This window comes from Candidatus Bandiella numerosa (genome assembly GCF_021811875.1).
GTDB lineage: Bacteria > Pseudomonadota > Alphaproteobacteria > Rickettsiales > Midichloriaceae > Aquirickettsia > Aquirickettsia numerosa_A.
Genome location: NZ_JAJBJD010000269.1, coordinates 1 through 251, shown reverse-complemented (window position 1 = coordinate 251; position 251 = coordinate 1). Strand labels below are relative to the sequence as shown.

Genomic DNA, 251 nt, shown 5'->3' with positions numbered 1-251 from the left:
CTTACTCTTCTCTATACGTTCTTCTGCTTCTCTTACTAAAAATGACATTTTGCCTCCTCTTTCGTATGTACTTATCTTTTCATTCTATCATATATGTTTCTTTCTGCCTATTATGCAATGGTCTTATGTATGTGGATGGAGGGCATGTAAAAGATAAAGATAGAGAAAAAAGAAGCTTTGAAGCATTGCTAGCCGCGGTGTTTAAGGCAGATTCATATAAGAAAGCTGCAAACAGTAATACAGCTATACCT

1 protein-coding gene is annotated in these 251 nt (G+C 35.5%); it reads left to right on the top strand.

Annotation, left to right across the window (positions count from 1 at the left end; all coding sequences use genetic code 11):
* On the top strand, positions 1-251 hold a 251-nt coding region (locus L8D11_RS05610; RefSeq protein WP_236870671.1), incomplete at both ends, for a hypothetical protein.